Source organism: uncultured Microscilla sp. (assembly GCF_947493425.1).
Classification (GTDB): domain Bacteria; phylum Bacteroidota; class Bacteroidia; order Cytophagales; family Microscillaceae; genus Microscilla.
In genome coordinates this window covers 15574-39784 of sequence record NZ_CANLRP010000037.1, presented here as the reverse complement: position 1 = coordinate 39784, position 24211 = coordinate 15574, and the positions used below count along the sequence as shown (strand labels likewise).

The window sequence follows — 24211 nt, the reverse complement described above, 5'->3', positions numbered from 1 at the left end:
TTTATGGCATTTGTTTATCTGCAATTTTTGTCAAAATACTTTTTAAATTATACCCTGTGTATTGACGGATAAATTCCCAGGCATCATCACCAGCATAGTACTCACCTCCAATACCTTTATACAATGTTTTTAAGGTTGCCTGGATGTTCTGTGCTTGTATTCTTTGAGGATAATAAAACATAATACGAACAGGGGTGTACCCCTGTTCGTGAATTACCTGTATTCTAGTGTGCTCTTTTGTGATATGATCACCATCAGTCGTAGCATCTCTCCATTTAATTTCAAAAGCATAGTTGCCATCCAAGAAATCTATTTCAAAGTTTCTTGGTTTTTCCCCTCGTGTATTCTTCACTAAAACTTTACCTCCTTTAATGCTCTTAAACTTCAAGCATAATGTAGTTACTTCTTCAAGAAGTGCTCCTGCATATTTATACAAAAAGCGACCTGTATTTTGATAAACATCTATCTTCTCTCCATCATCTTCAGAAATACCCAATACACGATATATCAAATAGTGAGAATGATCATCACTCTTCATTTCTTGCTTACGATGCTTAATTTTACTTTGTAAATTACTTCTATAATCTTCAACAAGTACTTCAATCTTGTCAGTCAACAAGCCTTCTGCCGTTTCTGACTCCACTGCTGCCAATATTTCGGCATCCAAATATTTATTAATTGCACTTCTTAAATCTTCCTTACTTTTACCACTGGTAGGTATCCCTATTTCTTCACAATAACTTATGAGTTCTGCTTTATTTGCTTGTTCTACTTTAAACATCATTAGTAGCTAAGATAAAAAATTATACAACCTCGCTTTTTATTTTACAATGCCCTATTGCTTTCTTATTTTTGCATTATGCTAATCAAATATCCCTCAACAATACAGTAATATATAGTTGTTACCTATAATTTTTCAAAAATTTTTAAATATACATAAAATAGTATAAAGTAACAAAAAATCAAATTAAACGTTCTTCTGATTAGTATAACTATTGTAAAAAATAACTTGAAACACTCAAAATTTGATTATTTATTAAACACTATTAAATAATTTTTCAAAAACTAAACTATTAAAAAACCATGATTTCTGCGATCATATTCTCACTATTATTAAACATAAACACCAGTAGTGACCCCCTACTGGAAACTTACCACGTAGTACACGTTAAAGGCAAAATTCAAAACGTAAGCACAAAAAAATACTTACGCCGTGGTATGAAGATCAAATCCTCAGACAACTTAAAGTTAAGCAAAGGAGCCAAAGCGGTAATGATTGGTAGCCGTCGTGGACGTTTTATTTTAACTACCAAACGTGCCAAGAAAAAAGGCACCGAATTTTATGCTTTTGTCAAAGATGTAGTATCACCTCTTAAGAAAAATGCCAAAGCAAGTACGCGTGGCGCTGAAGACACCGATGTAGAAAGTTTGAAAGGTTATTTTGGTGACACTGATTTTGCCATTATTGGTAAAAAAGTAGCGTTTAATGTAAACTTATCCAATTATCCATTGAGCAAAACTAAGTTTTTGGTATGTCGCTATGTGTACAATGGCAAGGCTATCAACAAAAAACTGCCTTATGAAGGCAACACAGTTACTTTTGACAGAAGTCGAATTTTCACCAAAAATGGGACTAAAATAAGTCCAGATGAAGTAGAACAAATTGAGATTTACTACTTTGACAGAAGCAACCGTTCTTCAAGAAAAGAAGCGGCTTTTAACGTGGTTTTTGTTGATTCAGATGAATTAAAAAATGAGCTTACTGAGTTATTAGCCATTTATAATAAAGACAAAAACCTGAACGACAACGCTAAATATGCTCATGTATACACTTATGTAAGGGATGTGCACGGTAAATATTTTGACGAAAAGGTATTTAAAAAATGGTTAAAAGCCAATGGCTTTATCTCATCCACTGATGTAAAATTTAAGCCTCAAAAATCAGAAAAATAGGTGTTTAATCATATCATACACTTTTTTGCTATAAACATTGGTTGAAAGTTTATCATAACCTGCCACCATCAAATTTATAGCATTATAATTGTAAAAAAGTAGCCAGACAGTTCACATTGCCTGGCTATTTTTTTACCATTAGATGAAGGTAAGATTTAACTCAGGCTTATAGTTTAACCTGATTTCGTTTTTTTCGAGAAACTCAGCGTTTTTCCATTAAACACCCCCTCTCTATGGCGTTCAAAATCAATAAGAAAAAAGTACTGCGCGTATCAGCATTGAGCTTTTCGAATGCATTGCTGATGATGTGGCTAACATTTACGTTATTGAGCTATCCTTATGTATTCTTTGATGAGTTCCCGCTCATTCGTTATTCATCGGCGGTAAAAAACCTCATACTTAAATGGGAAAAACCACCCAACCCTGATCGGTTTGCCTTTATAAATATTGCCTGGGACAAGGCTTTGATTGATAAAAACGACAGTGAAGGGTTTCCGATTGGTTATCAACCCATTACCGACCGCGAAAAGCTTGCTCAGTTTTTTACTATTCTCAGCAAAAAACCCAACTACAAATTTATGGTATGCGACATAGAATTTAAAGACTCTACTGAATATGACTCGACTATGCTGGCTGCCATCAAAAAACTCCCCCGAATGGCGGTATCTTATCATCGCGACGATAACGACAAACCTGTGCATCCAGATGTAAAGATACCCAAGAGTAAATTATCGCTGTCTGATTTAGAAAAAACATCTCAAAAAGCAGTTAAATTCAAGCTTTTTCATAACGATTCGCTTAAGTCTACCCCACTCATTATGTATGAAGGTATACACCCTGGCGAAAAATTTGAAAAAAATGCCTTTTATTACTCTTTAGGTGGACGCCCTATCTTTAATTCTTTCATCATTGACTACCGCATTCGCCCTTATGGTTTTAGTGGAGATGCTCAGGTAAATGACAGCACTCATAACAAAAAAGGAAAGGCAAAAGAAAAACCTGTACAGTATAGCAAGATATATCTGGGAGAGCTGCTTGCTTTGCTTGAAACCGATGATGACGGTAATGTTGTAAGTGCCGATGGGGTACACGAGTTTGTCAAGGATCGTATTGTATTTATTGGCGATTTTACGCTCACCAATGGAAACGATATACACGAAACAATTTATGGTGACACGCAAGGCCCTCTGATTTTATTAAATGCTTTTTTGGCACTCGAAAACCGAGACAATCAAATTAAAGCCGGTTTTGTAATTTATTTGTTGTTAGCTTATTGGTTTATATCTTTTATTACATTTTATTATAGAACTATTTATGGCAAGTGGGTACAAAAACTGACCAGAAAGAGTGATGCAGGCAGTTTTTTGGCTTCAATGACTGTATTTGCTTCTTATTTTATGGTTATTTCAATTGTTTCCTTCTTTTTGTTCAATATTCACGTAGGAACCATTATTCTGGCATTTTATATGAACTTGATCGAAAAGGGTAAAAACCTCTTCAATAATAAATTTTCGCCTAAACAAGAAGAAGAAAAAGCAGTTTAGCAGAAAATTTATATATTTGTTAAACGTAACCTTTGGTAATTAAGCCAACCAAATTATTTTTAGTAAACAATTCTTATTACAGCATAGATCAAAACCTCACAACAAATGGAAAATTTAACCATAGAGGCTACTGAGTATAAACCGCGCATTGATTTTGATGCAAACTCTGGCGTATTAGAAGTTTCGAAAAACTCTTACGGAGAGTATACATTAGAATTTTTTAAGCCGGTATTCGAATGGCTCAAAGAATATACTCAGGAAGAAGGCAGAAAAATCGAGTTAAATTTTAAAATGACTTACTTTAATACCAGTACGTCACGCCGTTTTTTGGAGATACTCAACATATTGGAAGATTATTACGAAAACAAGGGTGGAGAAGTAAAAGTGAACTGGTACTATGATGAAAACGACATGGACATGCTAGAACAAGGAGAAGACTACCTAGAGGATGTGAGCCTACCTCTAAACTTGATTCCTTTATAGGCATTACGTGATTTTTTTATTAAAAAAAGGAGGCATTCGGCTCATACCAAATACCTCCTTTTTTAATTTTACTGTATACAAGTTTTCGCTACACTACATCATATTTTTTAATTCTGAACCTAACAAATATATAGGAGATAAAAAAGACAATTATGACCACCGCAGCCACAGTTAAGAGTCTATACTCAGTAATCTCTCCTTTCAAAGCACGGTTCATTCGCCACATTTTAAGTACTACAAATACCAAAAACATATTGAGTACTCCTATAAAAGTCATCAGCCAAGTATCCATTACAGCATAGTAATGGTCGCGTGACTCTTCGTTTTTCAACCAAAAATCTGAATTGGGGGTAAAAGTTTTGAGCGCCTGCCTGGGCAATGCGTGAAAGAGGTTTTTGAGTGCTACTGCCAAACCGTTTAATAACAAAATAAAACCTGTACCTACCCAAAATACCACGTTAGAAGTAGTTGATAATGCGGGCTTTTGGTTGGCGTCGAAGTAGATGACCAGCCCCTTTGAATACAAATTAAGGTCGTAGTACATTCCCAATAAAGCCATAAAGAAAAAAACGATTGTAAGTACTCTTACAATACTAAATACCTTTGCCATAGAATTAAATCATTCAGTTGTATGTCTTTGTTTTAATATGAGTCCTGTTTTTCAATTATCTTATCCCACTTGCGTGTAAATCAGCATATTCTCCATTCTCCTGCAATAGCAATTCGGCGTGAGTTCCACGCTCTACAATGTGTCCTTCTCTTACCACTAATATTTCATCTGCATTCTGAATGGTGCTCAAACGATGGGCAATCACTAAAGATGTCCTGTTTTGCATCAGGTTATTAATAGCATCTTGTACCAATTGCTCTGTTTTAGGATCCATCGCTGCAGTGGCTTCATCTAATAACAGAATAGAAGGGTTTTTAAGTACTGCCCTTGCAATTGTAATTCGTTGTCGTTGTCCGCCCGACAACTTATCGCCTCTATCTCCTACTAAGGTCTGATACCCTTGAGGCTTTTCTATAATAAAATCGTGGGCATTGGCTATTTTTGCCGCCCTTTCTACTTCTGCATGCGTGGCATCTTCTACCGAAAAAGCAATATTATTGAATATAGTATCATTAAACAATACCGCTTCCTGGCTTACAATACCAATATGCTGCAATACCGAACCTAATCGATAATCCTGTAGATTCTCACCATCAATATAAATTCCACCTTTTTGTATATCATAAAAGCGAGGAATCAAATCGGCAATGGTAGACTTACCACTTCCGGTTTTGCCTACCAAGGCTACAGTTTTACCCTTTTCCAGTTTAAAGTTAATCCCTTTGAGTACCCAATCTTCTTCATAGCGAAAGTGTACATCTTTGAACTCAATCTCGCTTTTAAACTCTTCTAACTCTAGAGCATTTTCTTTGTCGTTAATTTTCACGGCTTCGTCCAGAATATTAAAAATACGATTGCCTGCTGCCAAACCTACTTGTACGCCACTTGAAGCTACAGTTAATCCCTTTGCAGGACGCATTACTTGCGAGAATAAAATAATATAAGTAATAAACTCGGTAGGTTGCAATAACGGTTGTTCTCGTAGTATAAGGCTACCACCATACAATAATATACCTACCACTACCAAAGCTCCGGTAGCCTCTGATATAGGTGATGCCATTTCGCGGGTACGAGCCATTGCACGTACCACATCGCCATAATGTTTATTTTCTTTGTCAAATTTGTTCCTTATATAACCAATCGCATTAAAGCCTTTGATGACCCTTAAGCCACCGAGTGTTTCATCCAATATACTCATAATCACCGCTTGAGACTCTTGCAGTGAGTAAGATTGTTTTTTGAGCTTGTTGTTCAGAAAAGCAATAATGGTAGCAGATACAGGTAAAAATACCAGTGTAAACAAGGTGAGTGGAACCGAAATATAAAATAGTACAATGAAGAAACTTACCAATTGTATGGGGTGTTTGAAAAGTAGCTCTAAGCTATGAATCACTGCCCACTCCAGGTAATTGGCATCACTGGTGATACGCGACATTAAATCGCCTTTCTTTTGGTCAGAAAAATAGCCCAGGTGCAAAGAAGTGACTTTCTCAAAAAAAGTAGCTCTCACATTTTCTATCACCCTTGCCCGCATATACTCTTTTACCCTTATAGATAAATAAAGGAATATATTGGATAAAAAAATAGACGCAAGAAATATAATACAAACAAATATCAAGGCTGAGTAGGCACCTTCGGTAAGTACCAGTTTTTTGAAAAAATAATTAAAATAATCGAGTAAGTATTGAAATGCTTTGCTCAGTTCAAAAACTGGTTCTTTTGGAACTTCTGTCACCTCTGCTTTACCAAATAATACTTTTAAAAGGGGAATTAAGAGGGTAAAGTTAAGCACCCCAAATATGGTGGCAAATATGGAGTATATAAAGTAAGGAATAGCATATTTGCTCAGAGGCTGAGCAAATGAAAGTATTCTAAAAAAAGTCTTCATTCAGGTGTATTTAAATAATGGTCACTTTTGTAGATAATGCCCAATAAAGCCGCAAAGTTAGCGCTTTTGTTAAAAAAACAGTAATCTCTGATAACAATTTGACAAAGGGTCGTTTATGAGCCCTTTAAGCAATCAATATTTTTCTACATTTGTTCTTTCTCACAGCAGACATTTTTTAAGTATATTATATATGCATATTTTACAAATTTGTAATGGCAAGGTGCCTGTGCAAAAATACGGTGGTACTGAACGAGTAGTATGGTGGTTGAGTAAAGAGCTGCACAAAAGGGGGCATCAAATCACCTTATTGGTGCCTGAGGGGTCATACTCAGATTTTGCTCAAGTACTTACATACAACCCACAACAACACCTCGATGAGCAAATTCCTGAGGATATAGACATAGTACATGCCCACCTTCCTATTACTCAGCCATTGAGCAAGCCTTATGTGGTAACCATGCATGGCAATAGTGGTCTGGGTGAAGAATATGATATTCATACTATTTTTGTATCACATAATCACGCACAACGCCATCAAGCAGAAGCCTTTGTATACAATGGGTTAGGGTTAGACGACTACGGAACCATTGCATTAAATGCGTCGAGACAACACTTGCTTTTTTTGGGGCAAGACAGAAAAGAAAAGAACTTGAAAGGATGCCAATATATAGCCAATAAAACCGGAGAAACATTGGTAGCAGGAGGAGCAGAAAAGAAAAAACCTTTGTTGAGTTTTCAAAAAGACAATACTATATACAAAGGAATGGTAGGGGGTGAAGATAAGCTTGAACTGCTACGACATAGTAAAGCTTTGTTGTTTCCAGTGCTCTGGGATGAGCCTTTTGGTTTGGCCATGATCGAAAGCTTGTATTTTGGTGCGCCTGTATTTGGCACTTGTTATGGGTCGTTGCCCGAAATTATCACTAAAGAAGTGGGCTTTTTATCTAATAGTAAGGATGAGTTGGTGGCTGCCGTTCAAAACTTACAGGACTTTAACGCTCAAACCTGCCACGAATATGTTTGCGACAATTTTTCGGCAAAACAAATGACAGACAAGTACTTGACGTACTATGAGAAGGTTCTAAATGGTGAAAGTATCAATGCTGCCAAGCCTCAATCAACGCTCACCAAAAAGTTTAAGCGATATCAATTTTAAACCATCAATATGAATGCTTTAGTTTTAATGACTGATTTTGGGTTACGAGACCGATTTGTGGCCAGTATGAAAGGGGTCGCTTTAGGAATAAACCCTGCGTTGCCTATCATAGATCTTACGCACGAAATTGCTCCTTTTAATATTTGGGAAGCTAGTCAAACACTGGCCCATACTATTCCTTACTGGAGCCCCGGAACTGTGTTTGTGGCAGTAATTGACCCAGGAGTAGGTACTAAACGCCGTTCAGTAGTGGCGCTTACCAATAATGACCATCTGATTGTCACTCCAGACAATGGCACTCTTACTCTGGTAGCTCAAGAGCAAGGCATTAAAAACGTATACCTTATTGACGAAGCAATACACCGACGTCCTGGTTCTGACTCTTTCCATACATTTCATGGCAGAGATGTATATGTGTATGTGGGGGCGTTACTTGCCAGTGGTAAACTAAGGCTTGATGATGTAGGAAAAAAACACATAAAACCTTTGATCCAACTACACATACCCGAAGCTGAAATATTGCCTGATGCAGGACTAAAAGGAATCATTACTAAGATAGAGCACCCTTATGGCAATATTGTTACTAATATTCCTTATTCCTGGATAGATGCTTTGGGAGCGAGTGTGGATCAAAAATCTATGCTTCAGGTAAGGGTTTGGCACAAAGAAACACCTGTATTTGCCGAAACACTTGGAATAGTGAAAAGCTTTGGGTTTAAAAGTGCAGGAACTCCTTTGTTATACCAAGATTCACAGGGTAACCTGGGGCTGGCAATTAACCAAGGTGATTTTGCCAAGGTATACGGTATGGGTTCGGGCACTGATTGGCGCATAGAAACACATCAGGTAATCTCTGGCTCTTAAACAACTTTTATCTTCTTTTTTGCTCATTGGCTTTGCTATCAGATATTAATCGATGGTAATCAAGTATTTTACCTTTACCATGGCATATTTGTTGTGAAATGATATACACATCTCAACAGGAGATCATGACCCCTTGCCACTATATTACGTAACTATTAAAAGGCATAGTAAGATTAAGGCTTAATGAGACAAACAGCATCTATGATAAATGCATCAAATAAATTATACTCTCCAATAGAATACCTGAAACTGAAGGGTACGCTGGATCTTAGCAAGGAACATTTCTACTCAGATTGGTTATCTGTAGCAAACACGACTAAAAATCATCAGTTGATTGCCTCCAACCTTGTCAATATTTTTGCTGAGCATTTGAAAAATAATGAGGCAGCTACTGTTACTGGGCAAGATGATGCCCCTCCTTATTTGCTCTACAGCGATGGAGTTCGTTTTGAAGCCATCAAAGATCGGTTTTACCCCAGTCCTGACTTGTTTATTACCCAATACCCCGATGAAGACTGTCCGGTGGGCTTTAAACGAGAGCCGTTGCTTGCGGTAGAAGTACTATCTAAAATCACTGATGAATTTGATCGCCATTGTAAGCTCAAAAAATACATGCAAGTACCCACCCTACAAGTATATTTGATGGTATCTCAATACACTTTCCGGGTGGAGCTGTACACACGTAGCCAAACGTCTGCCCCTTGGGGGTACGAAAATTTTGACGCTTTGGAAAGCCTGGTATCTATTCCTTTGATAAACCTTGAAACTACCGTAGCAGAAATATATCACAACACAGGTATTGCACCTAAGGCTTTTCCTCCTCCTAAAAAGTAAGCAAGTATTTGTTCAAGTTCTATCCTCTTCATTTCCCTGTTGCCTTCGTTGTTGAGAATATATCTAAGAATCTTGAATGCTTTTTCCAAAATAATTTGAAATGTTTTGTATATTTAAGAATGGTAATTGCTATACCTGATTTGAAAAAAGGCAAACATCAATCATATTAACTCGCGTGACTGAAAGTAAATACTTTATTCTATCCAATAACTTTCAGTTTTACATCCAAATTTTTTAAGGTCTTCTAAGATTTTTTACCCCTATGAAATTAGATGTCAGATTTATAAAATCGGTACTCACTATTTATGATGAACTCGTAACCAATGGGATTTCTTTGGTATACCTGGGTGAATTTAGTCATCAAATTACCAAAATGTTTACTTCTATGGCAGAAGATGACATGGATAAAAACCAAGAAGAACTGTCGGTGAAGCGTAAAGTGTATCATGTAATGGTAGAGACCTTACAAAACATGAATAAACACTCTGACGAAATTGCCGAACAAGGCTCTATAGGAAAAGGGTTGTTTATGATTGGTAAAAAAGATGATACATATTATGTAATAACCTCGAATAAGGTATCGAGAGAAAAACAACCGATTCTTGAAGATATGCTCCAGCGTATTAACGCAGCAAGCAAAACAGAGCTCAAAGAAATGTATCGCAAGCAAATCAAAGAAGGTAAATTGTCTACCAAAGGAGGGGCTGGCTTAGGTTTGATTGACATTGCCCGGAAAACTACGGGAAAACACGATTATCACTTTTTGCCCCATGACGACAACAATTCTTTTTTTATTCTGAAAGTAGAAATAAATACCGGAAAAATCAGAAAAGAAATAGAAGAGTTTCATGCGTTACAGAAAAAGAAAACAAAAAACTAACTCAAAGTTTACTCTGTCAGATGGTTAATTATTGACGTAACACAAGAATCAGTAATTAACTATCTGTGGCTAAAAAGGCAACTCATTTTCACAATCCCATACAAAATATTTGTTGCAGGCATTGGCAAACAAACTGTACAAATACTCTCCTTTGCTGGCAAGCACATAATACCAAGTTAAATTAAAATACCTCTCCCATTTTACGCATAAAAATATTGTAGCTGCCTGCTTCCTCTCTAAACACCTCTTTGTATTTGTCTATTGATTTAAGGTCACATAATACAGGTTTACTTCTCTTCTTTAATTCTCAATGATTTGACGTTTTTTAGTACTGTTGTATATCCCTTCTTTTTTATTCAAAATATCATTACACAACAGGTGTTAAAAGGGTGTTAAAGCCTTAGAGGTGACTATATGACCTTACTTCTTCTCCGTATTTTAGTATTGTAAAATTACTAACAATACAAAATCATGGATATACGTACTTCCCTCATTTTCATCTTAATTGCAGGTTGGCTTTTGACCGCCTGTGCTCCTCAACAACAAAAAAATACCTCCCAGGAAAAAGCCAATAACACATCTGAAAAAAACAGCCTATATCTTACCAAAGAGCAAAAGGTAGTGAATGCTGTGATTGCTCAACATGGGGGTGATTTGTACAAAAAAGCTCAGGTATCGTTCGACTTCCGAGACATTCATTACACCTATAAACGCAACGGAGGAAAGTATCAATACGAGCGTAGTTTCAAACATGATTCACTGGGGCAGGTACATGATGTGTTAACAAATGAAGGGTTTACAAGAAAAGTAGAAGGTAAGGAAGTAACAGTGAATAAAGAATGGGCAAATAAATATTCAAACTCCATCAACTCAGTAGTGTACTTTATGTTTTTGCCTTTTAATTTAAACGACAATGCAGTAATAAAAAAATATATGGGCGAAACCACCATCAAAGGGCAACCCTACCACCAAATACAGGTAACATTTAAACAAGAGGGGGGAGGAGAAGACCACTCAGATGTATATATGTATTGGATGCACAAAGAAAAAAACACGATGGATTACTTTGCTTACTCTTACAAAGTACACGAGGGTGGAGTAAGGTTTAGGGTTGCTTATAACCCACGTACCATTGAGGGCATTACATTTTTGGACTATGAAAATTATAAGGCTGAAAAAGGAGTTGATCTCACAACATTGGCCAAGATATTTGAAGCTGGCAACCTAAAACTTTTGTCTAAGATTGAAAATAAGAATATCAAGGTAAGCTTGATTAAGTAATATATAATATACGACCAACTCCTTGATTTTCAGATATAAATTAGGGACTTGGTTTTCATTCAAATGACTCTATAAGTCAAGGGGTTACGTTTTTGATCTAATAAAAATAAGTCCATGCTTCTGCTTATGCTTCAAGTTTTGTTGTTTTAAATTTGCCCTCCCCTTCACTTTCACCTTTGTTTTGGCTACGAAAAAGCCTAAATTTGCCCCCCATTGACATCGTTTATATAAAATGAATAATAAATTCGCATTTACTGCCGTACTAGAACCAGCCTCTACTGGCTTTCGTGCCAAAATAGAGGAGTTACCTGACATAACTACCACAGGACCTAAAATAGCGGGTATAAAAAAAGAGTTGCTCGAAAAATTGGCAACTCATCAAAATATTAGTCAAGATCAGATTATGCTTACTATTTCGGTGAGGGTAGAAATTGACTAATTATGCCGTAGCCCTCCCTCCTATCTTTTTTTGATCAATCCAAAACACGTAAAATAACACTTGATGCAAGCCATAGTCCAAAACAAGCGTTTTTTGTACCTGGTTATAGGTATTATTGTGCTCAATTTATTTATCAATAACTGGTCTATCTCTTTTTGGGATCAGGATGAATCGGCTTATGCCGGATTTGCCCACAATATGCGAAAAACCGGTAATTGGGTTGTACCTGAGTTTGATTGGTCGGAACCTCACCGAAAAACGCCACTTCACTTTTGGGCAATCGCCGGATCATTTTGGTTGTTTGGCGAAAATGAATTTGCCACACGTTTTTCCAGTGTACTAGCCCTGTTATTGGCAGGCTACATGCTGTTTGCCTTGGGCAAAAACCTATTTGGGCGCGAAACCTCACTACTGGCTACAGTCTTAATGCTGTCGTCTTTGTTTCTGCCCAGCCTTGCCAAAATAGGGGTCACTGATGCTACACTGATGTTTTTTGAAACAGGGGCAGCCCTTGCTTTGCTCAATTTTATGCATCGCCCTGCCTTGAAGTGGACTTTGTTGCTTTGGCTAATGGTAAGTGGAGGCATAATGGTTAAAGGACCTCCAGTGCTTATTTTAGTATTTGGCATGGTGGGTATGCTGTTCATATTTCATTCAAAGCGTTGGCGGCTGGTACACCTACACCCTTGGTTTTTTGTACCACTTACGTTGGTGCCTTTGTATGTATGGGGGCAAGCTGCCTGGCAAGCCGATGGGGGTAAATTTATCACTTGGTTAATTGATTGGTATATACTCAAAAGAGTAAGCGGTAATGTGTTTGGACAAACTGGCCCTCCAGGTTATTTTTTATTGGTATTTTGCATTGCTTTTTTACCTTGGCTTATGTACTTCCCCAAAGGCTTGGGAGACTTATTTAGCCGTTGGCGTAAAAAGAAAAACGACGATTATTATTGGTATATGCTTGCCTGGCTCAGTGCAGGTTGGTTTGTATATGAGTTAGTATCCAGCAAACTGCCTTCGTATGCGTTGGGGGCTTATCCGGCGGTAGCAGTCATTATTGCCCGACAAATACTACAGGTAAAAGCAACAGACTTTACCCAACTCAAGGTTTTGCGGGTGGGCCTTTATATTTATTTAGTATTGGCACTTATTGTTTCAGTGGGGCTTGTAGCAGGCAGCATTTTGTTTTTAGATACATTAGGCATTGTAGCAGCTGTGACACTGGCGGTACTTTGGGGTGGATTAAGCATTTATAATTTTATAAACTATAAAAAAGGGGCGGTAGACCAAGGGCTCAAGGGCAGTTTAGTCAGTGCATTGGGCTTTTTTCTTATTGCCTGGGGCCTGATTGTGCCTTCGTTGGATAAGTCACGTTCGGCCACTCGGCAAGTAGCCCAATTGATTGAAAAAACCACTCCAGCAAAAACCAAGGTAGTACTTGCCCATGAGTTTTTGCCTTCTATGCCTTTTTATATAATTTCGGTAGATCGCCCTTATCAAAAATTGAGTCCTTATAACCACTTAAAAGGGGAGCATTTTCTCCAACTCAAAAAATTATATGATGCTCAAGAGCCCATAGCCATTGTGCTCAACGAAGAGATGTATATGCAGTTTAGGGCATATATGCATCAAAAGCTTTGTTATTACTGCCCTTATAATTATAAGAGCCCCATTACTTACCAGTATTATATACACTTGTCTGACAAGGTGTTTGCCCAATCGCGTTCAGTAGACGGTTTCATTACAGACAAAACCCGTCCGGAGAGGTATTGGGTGGTATATAATCAGAAGTTTTAAAAACAGCGCAAACGTAAAGCCCCTGATAAACAAATATTTACCGGGGGTTTTATGATTTTCATACAATCTTATAATTCTTATACTCACCAATGCGCCACCCAGTAAGCTTTTCTACCATCGTAAGAAATGCCACCCTTGCCGAATAGTTCTTTTTGGCAATGTCGTGGTCAAACTTCCAGTTCATACGATCAATACGGGCTTGCATCACCTTGGGGTGAGTACCTTTAAACACGCTCAATGAGTCAATGTTAGAGTAATCGAACTCGCTGGCTTGTCCTACAAATTGGGCTACCTCATCGTCATTTTTCCACAGGCTATGAAAAGCCCTTTGTTTATCTTGTTGCTTGTCGGGCTCACGCACCCAACCATAATGATAAATGTAGGCATCAATCAATTTTACGCACAACTTATCGTTAGGTTGTTTACGAAAACCTTGAGCATCGCGGTAAGCAAAAATATCTTTGCGATTGCGCACCACTCTTATCTCACGCCGATACCACTTGCGCGAGTCTGCCACATAATCGTAAGAACCATAAAAATGCGCGTACTTAAACAAGAGCCCATCTATTTTGGGGTGGTCTTTGTACTTGAGCATTGCTTGCTTTACATTGTCGAGATATTGTTCATGTATCACTTCGTCACCTTGGATGTAAAACGCCCAGTCGGAGTCTTCGGCAAGTGCCGCAAAAGCTTTGTCGGTTTCTACAGCCAGCACCCTCCCTCCTTCTCTCAGGCGATCGTCCCACACGGTTTCTATAATTTTTATTTTAGGAGAATCAATAGATCGAATCAGTTCGAGTGTTTCATCCTCTGAGTCGCCTATAGCTATTACAAACTCATCGCATATAGGCAATACCGAAGTAATGGCCTCTACAATAGGATAGTCTAACTTGACTGCATTGCGCACAAAACTAAATCCTGACACCTTCATATAAATTACGAATTTGGAAATTACGAATTACGATTGTTTTCAATTGTGAGCGTTATAAAGCGCATTCTATGCTATTCATATAAATTACGATTGTTTTCAATTGTGAGCGTTATAAAGCGTATTCTATGCTATTCATATAAATTACGAATTACGATTGTTTTCAATTGTGAGCGTTATAAAGCGCATTCTATGCTATTCATATAAATTACGAACCGACCGTAGGGAGCTCTGCGTAAGCTAATTACGATTGTTTTCAATTGTGAGCGTTATAAAGCGCATTCTATGCTATTCATATAAATTACGCACCGACCGCAGGGAGCTCTGCGTACGCTAATTACGATTTTTCCGCAATAGCTACCTACTTACAATACTCGATTACTTTTCCATCTGCCTGAGGGTGATTCAGGTTGGCGGCTTGTTTGAGGTGCATACAAGCATCCTCTTTTTTGTCTGCCAACAGTTCGGCCATACCTAAAGCATACAAAGCCTTGGCAAAGCGAGCATCTAGTTGCACTGCCGTTCTAAAATCAGCAATGGCTTCTTTAAACTTTTTTTGAGTGTACAAAATATTACCTCGGTTGTAGTAGGCGTTTTTGTTCTGCTTGTTTCTTTTGATTACTTCATTAAAGTCCTTCAAAGCTGCATCGTAGTTTTGTAGCTGGGCATTTACTACTCCTCGGTTTAAGTACAAATCAGGCACATTACTATTCAGTTGAAGGGCTTGGGTATAGTCTGCCAAAGCACCTTTTAAGTCGTTGGTTTCACGTCTTACGTTGCCTCGATTCATAAATGCTTTATAATCTTTATCGTTTAACTTTATAGACTGGTTAAAGTCTAACAATGCATTGTCATAATCTTTCAGGCTAAAGTAAGCGGCACCTCTGGCATTAAAAGCAGCATAGCTTTGTGCATCTTTTTCTACTGCCCAATTAAAATAACGCACTGCTTCTTTAAAATTACCTTCTTGCATAAATGTGCGTCCTTTTTCTAAAAATGCTTCCGATGATTTGCTACATGCCTGACACATCAGCAGGGTAATAATAGTTATGTATTTGGCTAAATTTTGCATTTATATTGTCGTGTTTGGTCTATAGCATTTGTAGTTGTAAATCTCAAGCAACCAGTTTTAGGTATGCTAATAGTACTACCAATGACTATGTTATTCTTGTATTATTATTTTCAAAAAGTTCGAGGGCTTGTACAAAAAAAGCCTTGCCGAACTCAATTGTTCAGCAAAGCTTTTAATAAATTGCTTATGAAAAAAATATTTTTAAATTTTTCGAGTGTAAAGGCTTATTGAACTTTAACGCAAAGCCACCCACACATCCACCAACTTTATATTATCAACCTCCTTCTCCCTTAGAGATAGAGTCACGCATATCGGTATCGGCTTCTATATTTTTCATTCGGTAATAATCCATAATACCAAGGTTTCCGTTGTTGAATGCCGCAGAAATGGCTTTAGGAATTTCTGCCTCGGCTTCAATTACTTTGGCGCGGGCTTCCTGCGCTTTCGAGATCATTTCCTGCTCGCTGGCTACTGCCATTGCTCGTCGTTCTTCAGCTTTGGCATTGGCAATTTTCAGGTCTGCCTGGGCTTGTTCAGTTTGTAACTTTGCCCCAATGTTTTCTCCTATATCTATATCGGCAATATCAATCGATAAAATCTCAAAAGCAGTACCTGCATCTAAACCTTTTGCCAATACTAGTTTTGATATACCATCTGGATTTTCAAGTACTTCTTTGTGATTGCCCGAAGAACCAATAGAAGTTACAATACCCTCGCCTACCCTGGCTATGATGGTTTCTTCGCCTGCTCCACCTACCAACTGGGCAATGTTGGTTCTAACCGTTACCCTGGCTTTGGCAATGAGCTGAATACCATCTTGAGATACGGCAGCTACTGGGGGCGTATTGATTACTTTAGGGGTTACAGAGGTTTGTACTGCTTCAAACACATTACGACCAGCCAGATCAATGGCGGTAGCTTGTTTAAACGAAAGCTGAATATTGGCTTTATTTGCCGAAATCAAGGCACGGATTACTGAAGGTACATGCCCTCCAGCAAGGTAGTGAGTTTCAAGGTCATCAGCGGTAAGTTCCAATCCGGCTTTAGTGGCAGTAATCAACGAGTTGACTACAGTACTGGGAGGTACTCGGCGAATTCGCATAAAAACCAATTGGAAAAGATTTACTCTTACTCCCGAAAACACGGCAGTAATCCAGAGGTTAACGGGTACGAAGTACATAAAGGCAAAAAAGCCTATTATGGATGCCACCAAAATGGCAATAAATGTTGGTTCCATACTTGATCTATTTGTTTTTGTTAGCTATTTTATAATAATCTACAGCCCTGGCAAGGCTCCAGGTTTGCCCTGTTCCACCGATAACTAGCAAATTCATTTTCAATACATTATGAGTTTATTAGTTAAAATTGCCAGTATTTAGTCAAGACCAAACTTAAGGACACTTTTGCAAAAAGCTTTGTCTTTCTTTGTGACATAGTATTTAGTCAAGACCAAACTTAAGGACACTTTTGCAAAAAGCTTTGTCTTTCTTTGTGACATAGTATTCCACCAAGTTTCATTCCTAATTCAATGCTTGGCTAAGCACTAGTGAAGATGCCATAACTAAATTGTGATGAAGTGCTATGAGCCTGAATAAAGAAAACTATCAAACCGAAAAAACGGTGGAGTATTGATTTCAATGAGGCTATTCTTAAACATAAGAATTGTTGAGCATTTTTCAAACGAATGGTTTGAAAATAACCTACAAAAAACATTAGTTTGTGGTAGTATTCGCTTTATGGATCATAAAAGTAAAATAATGTACAATGACAGCCCCAACAGAAATACCGTATTGCAAAGTGATGAAGTGATATTGAGGGTATTGACAAACGCAGATGTGCCTGACATTGCCCGACTAATGAACAATAAAAATATTTGGGACAATGTACGTGACTATATTCCTCACCCCTATACTGAGCCAGATGGACAGCTATTTGTAGATTCTACTCAATCAGAAAATCCTCCCCTTACTTTTGCCATTACCTATCAAGGGGTATTTTGTGGAGTCATTGGTTTAGTGAAGTTAGTCAATGAGCAACGCCATGTAGCCGAGATTGGCTATTGGTTGGGAGAACCTTATTGGGGAAAAAATATTATGACTACAGCGCTTAAACTCTTGACTGATTATGCTTTTCAACAACTGGGCATTGTTCGTCTCCAAACTATAGTATTTGAGTATAATACAGGCTCTATGCGTGTGTTAGAAAAGTGTGGCTACACAAGGGAAGCTATTTGCAAAAAAGCCATTATCAAAAATGAAAAGATATGGGATGCGCATACCTTTGCTTTAATACAAGATGGCTAAAGTCGAGGGGGGTGCTCTGCTCTCCTAATTTTTAAGAAACCAACGACGCAACCAACCCATGTTCTCCACGTCATTGGCGCGGTACTTTAGCAAGGTGTCTATTTGCTTTTTTACTGAGCGTTCTACTTTTTCGCGTACTGCCATTTGAGCCGCTTTATCGTCTGCCTTTCCGGCAAATTCGCTCACATCTATAGGTTCGCCAAATGACAGGTAGAGGCGTTCGGGGCGAGGCAATAAAGTCCAGCCTAAACCTTTTACTATAGGAGGAAGCTCTTCACCGTCACGAATGTATTTGGCAATTCCTGTATATCTAAGAAAACGCCCCAACCAAGTATTCATCATGTCATCAGCGTCGTAAAGAATATCCATGGCATCTTCCAGACCTACTGACGCTAGTGGAATAATGGGATAATTATGCTCTATAGCCATGTAAGCAAAGCCACTGCGGTTTTGCCAGTTTACTTTGTATTGCTCATTTTTGCGTTTGAAAGCTTCTCTGGCTCCTCCTGGAAACACCAATACGTTTTCTCCAGCAGTCATCAATGCTGAGCAGTTTTCACGTGAAGCTTTGACCATTCCCATTTTTTCCCAAAACTGGTGCCAACCTGGTACTTTAAAGTGAAAGGAATCGGCAAGTGGGCGCAACATGATGTCTCTTTTGAGCAGTAGCTCAGTTACGTAAAAAATATCGGTAATGCTAAGTAGAGTATGGTAGCCTACAAAAAAATAAGGGCGGCTATTATCTATATTATCCAAACCCAAAAACCTGGGGGTGAAGTAACTATAGAACGGCGCCGAAATATTTGCAACAAACTCTTTGGATGGTGGTTGAAAGCTTGAAAAATCGTTCGTTGGTGTGTTCTCTTCGTTGTTAGTGGGTATATTGGCTGCACTAGGTATTAAAGGAACTCGTTTACTTTGCTCTATTTTTTTTGATTCGTTGCCTTCTTGGTCTTGATGCTCATTCATTGGGTATCGTGGTTACTAAACATAAAAGGGTGATCAAAACTACAACTTTCCTTTTATACCCCAAAATCTACCTACAACAAAGGAAGCGTTCTACTCAAGCGAACCTTTGCGATCAATATCATCGTCTTACATATATGCTTGATTTTCTACCTGTATGCTGTAGAAGAAAATAAAGATTCAGGCTAAAGAAATCAAAATTATACTATCTTTGCTATAAAAAAGACTATATGCGCAAACTATTTATAGTGTGGGTAGTGGGCTTGTTCTCTGTAAACATGGCATTGGCTCAAAACTCTACCCAATCCCCTTCTAAATTCTTGGGTTATCAAATGGGGCAACGTTTTACTTTTCATCATCGAGTAGTAGACTATGTTCAACACTTGGCGACCTACTCCCCCAGAGTTAACTACATAGAATATGGCAAAACCAATGAAGGACGCCCTTTGGTAGTCGCGGTTATTTCTTCGCCCGAAAACCTTCGTAAGCGGCGGCAAATTCAAGCAAATAACCTGATTGCTGCCGGGCTCAAATCAGGCACTGTGCAAGGCAAACACCTACCCTTTGTGTGGTTGAGTTACAACGTACACGGAGATGAAGCATCTTGTACTGAGGCGGCACTCATTACTTTGCATACCTTGGCTACTTCCAACGATTCTAATATAAAAGCCTGGCTAGATAACTTGATCATAATGATCGACCCTTGTGAAAACCCTGATGGGCGAGAACGTTATGTCAATTGGTTTAACCAAGTAGGTAGTCGTATCCCTAACCCATCGCTCAATGGCTGGGAACACCACCAAGGTTGGGCAAGAGGGCGTTTTAACCACTACATGTTTGACCTAAACCGCGACTGGGCGTGGCAAACCCAGATAGAGTCTCAGCAAAGGGTAAAACTATACCAACAATGGATGCCGCATATTCATGTCGATTTTCACGAAATGAACCATAACAATTCCTACTTTTTTGCTCCAGCAGCCAAGCCCTATCATCAAAATATTACCCCTTGGCAAAGAAAGTTTCAAGAGTACATAGGTGCCAATCATGCCAAGTATTTTAATCAAAAAAAATGGTTGTATTTTACTCAACAAGTGTATGATTTGTTGTACCCCAGCTATGGCGATACCTGGCCTATGTTTAATGGTGCCATGGGATTTACTTATGAACAGGCTGGCTCAGGGCGTGCTGGGGTAGCAGTTACCCAGAACACTGGCGACACGCTCACCCTTAGCAAGCGTTTTACCCGCCATGTAACTACAAGCTTATCGACTATTGAAATCGCCTATAAACACAAAGACAAAATTTTAGAAAAGTTCAAGAACTATTTTAAAGAAGCAGTAAAAAATCCACCAGGAAAATATAAAACTTATGTAGTTAAAAATCAGCAACAAAAAGCAAAAGTAAACGCCTTACTTCAGTTGCTCGACAAACAGCAAATAAGGTATCAGGTAGCCGAAGAAAGTAATAAAAAGTACACAGGTTTTGATTACCGCAATAAAAAAGCAAATCAAGGTTTTAAAGTAGAAAAAGACGATGTCATCATAAGCTCCTACCAACCTAAAGCTGTGTTAGTCAAAGTACTATTTGAACCTGAAACTTTTTTGGAGGATTCGCTTACCTATGACCTCACTGCTTGGTCTGTACCTTATATATATAATGTAGAAGCGTATGCTACCACGGCAAAAATAGAGGGTAAAAAGACTACAGAAGCAGCCAGTACATACCGTGCTGCAAGCCCTGAGGGTGATGCTTTACCTTATGCATATATCAGCAACTGGGAAGGGTTTAATCAAGTCAAGTTTTTATCTACATTGCTCAAGCAAAATATTCAGGTAAGGTTTAGCCGTGAACCATTTACCATTGCCCGACAAAGGTTTAACCGGGGCACCCTGGTCATTTTGTCTGCCGATAACAAACGTAATAAAAACCTTACTTACATATTGAACCAAGCAGCTGTAGAATTTCAGGTACAGTTGACTCCAGTAAATACAGCCATTGTAGAAAAAGGGCAAGACTTGGGCACAAGTGCTTATCGACGCATAAAAAAGCCTAACATTGCTTTACTTGCTGGCGAACATATTTACAATACTGCTTTTGGCGAAATATGGCACTTTCTTGAAAAAGACATACAATATCCAGTGACAGTGATCAATACCAAACATTTATCTGAAACCGATTTATATAAGTTTGATGTTTTAATATTACCTTCTGGCAATTATGAAGAAATAGACCAAAGGTTTACCAACTTTGTGCAACAGGGTGGTAAAGTAATTGCGATGGAACATGCGCTTAGGGAGTTTAGGCGAGACAAACACCTGTTGTTAAGTAAGGGATCTTTCAGAAAGCGTAGTTCTAAAAAAAGAAAACGTCAGCATATTACCCGATTCTATGGACAAAGTCGTCAAAGGTTGATGAACAGGGTTGCAGGGGCTATTTATAAGGTAAGCCTGGACAATACTCACCCGTTGGCTTATGGCGAAGATAAATTTACATTTTTGATTAAGCGCAATAACAGTTTGCTTCCTTATTTACCCAGAGGCGGCTGGAACGTAGGGCGTTATGGAAGTAATAGTCACGTCAGTGGTTTTGTAGGTACTCACCTTAAAGAACGCATCAACCAAACATTATCGCTTGGGGTAGAGTCGTATGGTAAAGGCAAGCTCGTCTATATGGCAGATTCCCCTATTTTTCGCGGTTTTTGGTATGGAGGCAAGTTACTATTTGGCAACGCCTTGTTTTTTGTAGGCAACTAAGATTTCTACTTATAGACCACTCAATAAAAAAGGGTTCCAGCCTGAAGTGCTAGAACCCTTTTTTATTGAAAAACTTTAATCAACACGGAAAAGTAGACACGATCTTTTCAGGCTAAGTGATATGCTTTGCAAAGCCAGAACATCAGACAATTGTTATATCTGAGATTTTCCATTAAACTTTACTCCCATAATCAATATATCGTCTACCTGTACCTTATCACCATCTTCCATCCAGGTAGTCAGGCTCTCATCTAACAATGCTCTTTGCTTTGTCAAAGGATAACGATGGATATCCATAATCAATTGACGTAAACGTCTGCTTCTAAACTTTTTGCCATCTTTCCCTCCAAACTGATCCTGATAGCCATCAGAAAACAGATATACTACAGTAGGCACGCTTATATCTATGGTATGCAGGGTATAACTACGAGCCATATCTATCTGTTCTTTGCCAATGGGCATGCGGTCGGCCTTGACCAAATTCATTTCTCCATTTTGGATACACAACATAGGGTTATTGGCTCCTGCATACTCAAGTATACCCTTGTCAAAGTCTACCATACACAAAGCCATGTCCATGCTATCAGAGTTTTGGGTTACGTGTTGCTGCAATATAAAATCTATTTCTTTGCTCAACTGATTGAGTATTTCATGGGGTTTGGTAATGCCTTGTTGTAGTACAATATTGGTAAGTGAAGTATTACCCAACATGCTCATAAATGCCCCTGGTACCCCGTGACCTGTACAATCAATCACACTGAAAAAAAACTTGTTTTGATACTCAACTACCCAATAAAAATCTCCACTTACAATATCTCGTGGTTTGTTATAAATAAAATATTCATCGGCTAATTTAGCTATTTGTTCGTCCAGTGGCAAAATGGCTTTTTGAATACGTTGGGCGTAGTTTATGCTGGAAGTAATAGCTTCATTTTGGGCATTGATTTGAATATTTTTACGATTAATTTCCTCATTCTTATTTTGCAACAATTGATTGTTCCGTTGCTTTTGCAAAATGTTTCGGTACATTATAAATGCAATGATAAGAATTACTATAAACCCTCCAATAAAAAGATTACGCACAATTTGAGCTCGTTGGTTTTTGGCTTCTTTTAGTGCATTGTCTTTGGTGAGCAAGTTAATCTCGGCTTGTTTCTTTTCCAGGTCAAACTCTGCCCTGATAGTAGCTATCTCACGGGCATTTTTATCCCCAAATAACTTATCTTTTTGCTTTACGTACGCTCTGTAATAATAATAAGATGAGTCTATGTTTCCCTGGGCTTTAAAAATTTCTGACAACGCTTCCAATCCTTTTTTTATTTCCTTGGCAGCTCCTATTTCCTGGGCTCTCTTAAGGCTTTTTCTGGCATACTCCAGGGCGGTCTCATACGCCTTCATTTCGCTGTGAATAAGGGCTATTTCACGCTCCATATTGCTGGTGCCTTGCTTGTCGTTTATCTCAATACTCATGTCACGCCCAATGCCATAGTATCTCAAAGCCTCACGGTACTGCTTTCTTTTGGTTTTTACCTGCCCTATTACTTTATAAGCAGTCACTAAGCCCATTTTATCAGTGATACGTTGTGCTATTTCCTTACTTTTTTGGGCATACTCAAGTGCTTTTGAGTACTTCCCTTCGTAAAAATAAAACTCCGCCAGATTACCTAAACAAATTACCTCCCCTACCTCGTTTTTCACTTTTGTTTTGAGTAAATGAAGGGCTTTTTGGGCATTTTCAATTGCCAGCTTCAGTTTTTGTTGTTGAAAGTATATCGTGCTTATATTGGTTAGCACGTCTACTTTTGATTTGTACTGTTGGTGAGCTTCTGCCACCTTTAGCCCCTTAAAGTAGCTTTTCAGGGCTTTAGGATAGTTTCCTTGCTCGTCATAAATTACACCTACGTTAGATGAAAATTTTCCGATGTATACATCATCCTTCAATTTTTCGGCTATAGCCAAACCAGCCAACAGGTTCTCTAACGACTTTTTATAGTTTGACATGGCATAATAATACACACCCAAGACATTGTACAAAACCATGGCTTGTCTTTCTGTGCCTTTTTTCTGTTTGATAAGGTCAAAGCCTTTGTTAATAATCTCGACTGATTTTTGTATTTTTCCTTGTGTCGAGAATAGTTTGGCTTCAGTAATAAGCGTGTTTATTTGTCCTTCCAAAAAATCAGCATTCTCTGCCAATACGCGGGCTTTATTAATATATTCTTGTGCTTGTTTCTGATCTGTTTTAATATAAGTCTTGGCTATCTTTAAGGCAATGAATGTTTTTGTAGTATCATGAGAAGCATTTGAGAAGGCAGTTTTTAAGCTATCAACAATAGAGAGTTGAGCAAACGATTTTACTGCAACGAGAAGACATAATGATATGATAAAAAAAAGGTGTTTCATTTAAGCTTTAAATTTTTCCCTCATGTCGAATGGACAAGCAAAAATACTGCACATTCA

At 38.2% G+C, this 24211-nt stretch carries 20 protein-coding genes; 12 read left to right on the top strand and 8 right to left on the bottom strand.

Going from position 1 to position 24211, the window contains the following annotated elements:
- Window position 1 precedes the first annotated feature (1 nt).
- Window positions 2–784, bottom strand: coding sequence for an ApaLI family restriction endonuclease (locus tag Q0954_RS12150; RefSeq protein ID WP_299457157.1), 783 nt, complete (start codon window positions 782–784; stop codon window positions 2–4).
- Window positions 785–1218: 434 nt separating this feature from the next.
- Here Q0954_RS12150 and Q0954_RS12145 point away from each other — a divergent pair, with 434 nt between their 5' ends.
- From Q0954_RS12145 to Q0954_RS12135, 3 genes are all read left to right on the top strand, one after another.
- Window positions 1219–1953, top strand: coding sequence for a hypothetical protein (locus Q0954_RS12145; RefSeq protein ID WP_299457155.1), 735 nt, complete (start codon window positions 1219–1221; stop codon window positions 1951–1953).
- Window positions 1954–2186: 233 nt separating this feature from the next.
- Window positions 2187–3497 (top strand): CHASE2 domain-containing protein, encoded by a 1311-nt coding sequence (locus Q0954_RS12140; RefSeq protein WP_299457153.1) that lies wholly within the window; start codon window positions 2187–2189, stop codon window positions 3495–3497.
- A gap of 105 nt (window positions 3498–3602) precedes the next feature.
- On the top strand, window positions 3603–3980 hold the full coding sequence (locus tag Q0954_RS12135) for a DUF1987 domain-containing protein (protein ID WP_002695310.1): 378 nt from the start codon (window positions 3603–3605) through the stop codon (window positions 3978–3980).
- A gap of 88 nt (window positions 3981–4068) precedes the next feature.
- On the opposite strand, the gene Q0954_RS12130 is transcribed toward Q0954_RS12135, so the two are convergent.
- On the bottom strand, window positions 4069–4590 hold the full coding sequence (locus Q0954_RS12130; RefSeq protein ID WP_299457147.1) for a hypothetical protein: 522 nt from the start codon (window positions 4588–4590) through the stop codon (window positions 4069–4071).
- A 55-nt stretch (window positions 4591–4645) separates the two neighbouring features.
- Complete coding sequence (locus Q0954_RS12125; RefSeq protein ID WP_299457145.1) at window positions 4646–6478, bottom strand: ABC transporter ATP-binding protein; 1833 nt, start codon at window positions 6476–6478, stop codon at window positions 4646–4648.
- A gap of 190 nt (window positions 6479–6668) precedes the next feature.
- Here Q0954_RS12125 and Q0954_RS12120 point away from each other — a divergent pair, with 190 nt between their 5' ends.
- The 7 genes from Q0954_RS12120 to Q0954_RS12090 all read left to right on the top strand — a co-directional run bounded on the left by Q0954_RS12120 (window position 6669) and on the right by Q0954_RS12090 (window position 13729).
- A complete protein-coding gene (locus Q0954_RS12120; protein ID WP_299457142.1) occupies window positions 6669–7634 on the top strand; it encodes a glycosyltransferase in 966 nt (321 codons plus the stop codon).
- A gap of 9 nt (window positions 7635–7643) precedes the next feature.
- Complete coding sequence (locus Q0954_RS12115; RefSeq protein ID WP_299457140.1) at window positions 7644–8498, top strand: SAM-dependent chlorinase/fluorinase; 855 nt, start codon at window positions 7644–7646, stop codon at window positions 8496–8498.
- A 201-nt stretch (window positions 8499–8699) separates the two neighbouring features.
- On the top strand, window positions 8700–9332 hold the full coding sequence (locus Q0954_RS12110) for a Uma2 family endonuclease (RefSeq protein WP_299457138.1): 633 nt from the start codon (window positions 8700–8702) through the stop codon (window positions 9330–9332).
- A 262-nt stretch (window positions 9333–9594) separates the two neighbouring features.
- Window positions 9595–10212: a SiaB family protein kinase gene (locus tag Q0954_RS12105; RefSeq protein ID WP_299457136.1), complete on the top strand. Its 618-nt coding sequence runs from the start codon at window positions 9595–9597 to the stop codon at window positions 10210–10212.
- Window positions 10213–10683: 471 nt separating this feature from the next.
- Entirely contained in the window at window positions 10684–11493 is an 810-nt protein-coding gene (locus tag Q0954_RS12100) for a DUF6503 family protein (RefSeq protein WP_299457135.1), read from the top strand.
- A 232-nt stretch (window positions 11494–11725) separates the two neighbouring features.
- Entirely contained in the window at window positions 11726–11932 is a 207-nt protein-coding gene (locus tag Q0954_RS12095; protein WP_299457133.1) for a hypothetical protein, read from the top strand.
- A gap of 63 nt (window positions 11933–11995) precedes the next feature.
- Window positions 11996–13729: a glycosyltransferase family 39 protein gene (locus tag Q0954_RS12090; protein ID WP_299457132.1), complete on the top strand. Its 1734-nt coding sequence runs from the start codon at window positions 11996–11998 to the stop codon at window positions 13727–13729.
- A gap of 58 nt (window positions 13730–13787) precedes the next feature.
- On the opposite strand, the gene Q0954_RS12085 is transcribed toward Q0954_RS12090, so the two are convergent.
- From Q0954_RS12085 to floA, 3 genes are all read right to left on the bottom strand, one after another.
- Entirely contained in the window at window positions 13788–14660 is an 873-nt protein-coding gene (locus Q0954_RS12085; protein WP_299457131.1) for a glycosyltransferase family 2 protein, read from the bottom strand.
- A gap of 358 nt (window positions 14661–15018) precedes the next feature.
- Entirely contained in the window at window positions 15019–15729 is a 711-nt protein-coding gene (locus Q0954_RS12080; protein WP_299457130.1) for a tetratricopeptide repeat protein, read from the bottom strand.
- A 274-nt stretch (window positions 15730–16003) separates the two neighbouring features.
- Window positions 16004–16966, bottom strand: coding sequence for a flotillin-like protein FloA (gene floA / locus Q0954_RS12075; RefSeq protein ID WP_299457129.1), 963 nt, complete (start codon window positions 16964–16966; stop codon window positions 16004–16006).
- Between the two features lie 520 nt (window positions 16967–17486).
- Between floA and Q0954_RS12070 the strand changes: the two genes are divergently transcribed.
- The gene (locus tag Q0954_RS12070) at window positions 17487–18032 is read left to right on the top strand and encodes a GNAT family protein (protein ID WP_299457128.1); all 546 of its coding nucleotides are present in this window, start codon (window positions 17487–17489) and stop codon (window positions 18030–18032) included.
- A 24-nt stretch (window positions 18033–18056) separates the two neighbouring features.
- Here Q0954_RS12070 and Q0954_RS12065 read toward each other — a convergent pair whose 3' ends face one another.
- Window positions 18057–19001, bottom strand: coding sequence for a lysophospholipid acyltransferase family protein (locus Q0954_RS12065; protein WP_299457126.1), 945 nt, complete (start codon window positions 18999–19001; stop codon window positions 18057–18059).
- A 227-nt stretch (window positions 19002–19228) separates the two neighbouring features.
- Here Q0954_RS12065 and Q0954_RS12060 point away from each other — a divergent pair, with 227 nt between their 5' ends.
- The gene (locus Q0954_RS12060) at window positions 19229–21751 is read left to right on the top strand and encodes a M14 metallopeptidase family protein (protein ID WP_299457124.1); all 2523 of its coding nucleotides are present in this window, start codon (window positions 19229–19231) and stop codon (window positions 21749–21751) included.
- A 153-nt stretch (window positions 21752–21904) separates the two neighbouring features.
- On the opposite strand, the gene Q0954_RS12055 is transcribed toward Q0954_RS12060, so the two are convergent.
- Window positions 21905–24154 carry a tetratricopeptide repeat protein gene (locus Q0954_RS12055; RefSeq protein WP_299457122.1) on the bottom strand — a complete coding sequence of 750 codons (2250 nt, stop codon included), beginning with the start codon at window positions 24152–24154 and terminating at the stop codon, window positions 21905–21907.
- Between the last annotated feature and the right edge of the window lie 57 nt (window positions 24155–24211).

What these genes read in the sequence shown, in the direction of transcription:
- Q0954_RS12150 (WP_299457157.1), bottom strand. Translation starts at nt 784, where the DNA reads ATGATGTTTAAAGTAGAACAAGCAAATAAAGCAGAACTCATAAGTTAT.
- Q0954_RS12145 (WP_299457155.1), top strand. Translation starts at nt 1,219, where the DNA reads ATGAAGATCAAATCCTCAGACAACTTAAAGTTAAGCAAAGGAGCCAAA.
- Q0954_RS12140 (WP_299457153.1), top strand. Translation starts at nt 2,187, where the DNA reads ATGGCGTTCAAAATCAATAAGAAAAAAGTACTGCGCGTATCAGCATTG.
- Q0954_RS12135 (WP_002695310.1), top strand. Translation starts at nt 3,603, where the DNA reads ATGGAAAATTTAACCATAGAGGCTACTGAGTATAAACCGCGCATTGAT.
- Q0954_RS12130 (WP_299457147.1), bottom strand. Translation starts at nt 4,590, where the DNA reads ATGGCAAAGGTATTTAGTATTGTAAGAGTACTTACAATCGTTTTTTTC.
- Q0954_RS12125 (WP_299457145.1), bottom strand. Translation starts at nt 6,478, where the DNA reads ATGAAGACTTTTTTTAGAATACTTTCATTTGCTCAGCCTCTGAGCAAA.
- Q0954_RS12120 (WP_299457142.1), top strand. Translation starts at nt 6,669, where the DNA reads ATGCATATTTTACAAATTTGTAATGGCAAGGTGCCTGTGCAAAAATAC.
- Q0954_RS12115 (WP_299457140.1), top strand. Translation starts at nt 7,644, where the DNA reads ATGAATGCTTTAGTTTTAATGACTGATTTTGGGTTACGAGACCGATTT.
- Q0954_RS12110 (WP_299457138.1), top strand. Translation starts at nt 8,700, where the DNA reads ATGATAAATGCATCAAATAAATTATACTCTCCAATAGAATACCTGAAA.
- Q0954_RS12105 (WP_299457136.1), top strand. Translation starts at nt 9,595, where the DNA reads ATGAAATTAGATGTCAGATTTATAAAATCGGTACTCACTATTTATGAT.
- Q0954_RS12100 (WP_299457135.1), top strand. Translation starts at nt 10,684, where the DNA reads ATGGATATACGTACTTCCCTCATTTTCATCTTAATTGCAGGTTGGCTT.
- Q0954_RS12095 (WP_299457133.1), top strand. Translation starts at nt 11,726, where the DNA reads ATGAATAATAAATTCGCATTTACTGCCGTACTAGAACCAGCCTCTACT.
- Q0954_RS12090 (WP_299457132.1), top strand. Translation starts at nt 11,996, where the DNA reads ATGCAAGCCATAGTCCAAAACAAGCGTTTTTTGTACCTGGTTATAGGT.
- Q0954_RS12085 (WP_299457131.1), bottom strand. Translation starts at nt 14,660, where the DNA reads ATGAAGGTGTCAGGATTTAGTTTTGTGCGCAATGCAGTCAAGTTAGAC.
- Q0954_RS12080 (WP_299457130.1), bottom strand. Translation starts at nt 15,729, where the DNA reads ATGCAAAATTTAGCCAAATACATAACTATTATTACCCTGCTGATGTGT.
- floA (WP_299457129.1), bottom strand. Translation starts at nt 16,966, where the DNA reads ATGGAACCAACATTTATTGCCATTTTGGTGGCATCCATAATAGGCTTT.
- Q0954_RS12070 (WP_299457128.1), top strand. Translation starts at nt 17,487, where the DNA reads ATGTACAATGACAGCCCCAACAGAAATACCGTATTGCAAAGTGATGAA.
- Q0954_RS12065 (WP_299457126.1), bottom strand. Translation starts at nt 19,001, where the DNA reads ATGAATGAGCATCAAGACCAAGAAGGCAACGAATCAAAAAAAATAGAG.
- Q0954_RS12060 (WP_299457124.1), top strand. Translation starts at nt 19,229, where the DNA reads ATGCGCAAACTATTTATAGTGTGGGTAGTGGGCTTGTTCTCTGTAAAC.
- Q0954_RS12055 (WP_299457122.1), bottom strand. Translation starts at nt 24,154, where the DNA reads ATGAAACACCTTTTTTTTATCATATCATTATGTCTTCTCGTTGCAGTA.